Source organism: Pseudomonas sp. P5_A2_2 (assembly GCF_054177685.1).
Map to the genome: position 1 here is coordinate 1 of NZ_JBGCUL010000907.1, position 1,780 is coordinate 1,780.

Annotated in this window: 2 protein-coding genes and 2 pseudogenes; 1 reads left to right on the plus strand and 3 read right to left on the minus strand. The window is 57.7% G+C overall.

The genetic code is table 11. The features are described 5' to 3' along the window. Both ACXRVY_RS27160 and ACXRVY_RS27165 read right to left on the minus strand, forming a co-directional pair. Window positions 1-100, minus strand: a pseudogene (locus ACXRVY_RS27160) (DUF2007 domain-containing protein); the annotation flags it as partial. Window positions 101-109: 9 nt separating this feature from the next. Next, window positions 110-292 carry a CPXCG motif-containing cysteine-rich protein gene (locus ACXRVY_RS27165; RefSeq protein ID WP_007979317.1) on the minus strand — a complete coding sequence of 61 codons (183 nt, stop codon included), beginning with the start codon at window positions 290-292 and terminating at the stop codon, window positions 110-112. Window positions 293-431: 139 nt separating this feature from the next. Here ACXRVY_RS27165 and ACXRVY_RS27170 point away from each other — a divergent pair, with 139 nt between their 5' ends. Next, window positions 432-1,598 carry a 1-acyl-sn-glycerol-3-phosphate acyltransferase gene (locus tag ACXRVY_RS27170; RefSeq protein ID WP_223461162.1) on the plus strand — a complete coding sequence of 389 codons (1,167 nt, stop codon included), beginning with the start codon at window positions 432-434 and terminating at the stop codon, window positions 1,596-1,598. Between the two features lie 77 nt (window positions 1,599-1,675). Here ACXRVY_RS27170 and ACXRVY_RS27175 read toward each other — a convergent pair. Next, window positions 1,676-1,780: pseudogene (locus tag ACXRVY_RS27175) on the minus strand (hypothetical protein); the annotation flags it as partial.

Here is a 1,780-nt window from a genome sequence, read left to right on the forward strand (position 1 = left end):
AATCACGGCCCACCAGGTGCGCCTCGATGCCCTCGCTGGCGAGCATGCCTTGCAGCAACTCGCCTTCCATCAGGTTCTCCGGGTCGTAGATGCGCTGCATACACGCTCCTCACTCGTTTTCGCTGAACACTTCGAGATGCCATTCATCTTCATGAACCTGCAACACGAAGGTTATCGGCCGGCAGCACACCTGACAGTCTTCAATATAGGTCTGATCGCCACCGGACAAATCCAGCGTCGTCTCGACTTCCTCACCACAATACGGACATTCATATTGCGCAGTTTCCAGCATCGCGGTCTCCCAGGTGACTTGTGCGTATAATCGCCGGTCTATTTGCAGGGCTATTTTTGTCTGGCTACTTTTTCAGACCGCACCCCGCCGGTTTTCAATCAAAACCTTTACTTACCCTAGCCGTTTCTAACAAGAGAGCATGATGGGCGAATTCGATGCCATCCGACCTTACGACGACAGCGAAGTCCCGGCAGTGCTGGCACGACTGCTCGGCGACAAGGCGTTTCTAGATATCCTCACCCACTTCCGCTTCCCGCGTTTCGCCGGCGCTTTAGGCTGGGCACTCAAACCTCTTATAGCCCATCGGCTGCGCCGTGAGTTTGCCGGCATTAACTCCGTGGCCACATTACAGGACAAAGTCGAGGTTTACGTCGACCACACCATTGAGCGCGCCACCGACGGCGTCACCTATACCGGGGTGGAGCAATTCAAGTCCGGCAGCGCCTACCTGTTTATCGCCAACCACCGCGATATCGTGATGGACCCGGCCTTCGTCAACTATGCCGTGTACCACGCCGGCCTGCCGACTCCGCGCATCGCCATTGGCGACAACCTGCTGCAAAAGCCTTTCGTCAGCGACCTGATGCGCCTGAACAAGAGCTTCATCGTGCACCGCTCGATCAGCGGTCGCCGGGAGAAAATGGCGGCTTATCAACTGTTGTCGGCGTACATCAACCATTCGATCCGCAACGATTGCGCCTCGATCTGGATCGCCCAGGCCGAAGGCCGCGCCAAGGACGGTGAYGATCGYACCGARTCGGCRATCCTCAAGATGTTCCACATGAGCCGTAAGGACGAACCGTTCGGCGAAGTCATCCAGTCGCTGAACCTGACCCCGGTGTCGATCAGCTACGAATACGACCCGTGCGATCAGGCCAAGGCCCGCGAGCTTTACATCCGCGCTACCACCGGCAGCTACACCAAGGCGCCGGGCGAGGATGACGTGAGCATCGCCAAGGGCATCACCGGCTACAAGGGTCGGGTGCATGTGAACTTTGCCGCRCCGATCACCGAACTGTTCGAAGGCACCAAGCAGTTGGCGGTCGAGACGGACAAGCAAATCCTCAGCGGCTATCGCTTGTTCCCGGTGCACTACCTGGCGTACGCACAGTGGAAAGACGCCGATCCGCAGTTGCAGGTACCAAAAGCCGCCGAAGTGTTCCCGGCCGAGGAACTCGCCAAGGCCCAGGAAGAATGGCAACGCCGCCTGGACGCCTGCCCTGAAGAGCATCGTCCGTTCCTGGTGCTGCAATATGCGACGCCGGTGCGCAATCAGTACCGGGTGAAGGCAGGGTTGCCGCTGTAAGCGGTTTCGGCTGGATACGAGAACGGCGCCTTCGGGCGCCGTTCTTTTTAAATCAAGATCTTTTACTTTGAAAAGGCTCAGACCTGAGTACTGATCCAGGAAACCAGCAGCGCCATCCCCATGCAGGCAAAACCGAAGATGTAGAAAAAACGGTTCTTGCGCAAGGTCGCCCAGTCCAGCGT

Bases quoted from the DNA above. Each gene is read 5' to 3' on its own strand.
- ACXRVY_RS27165 (WP_007979317.1), bottom strand. From the start codon at position 292: ATGCTGGAAACTGCGCAATATGAATGTCCGTATTGTGGTGAGGAAGTC.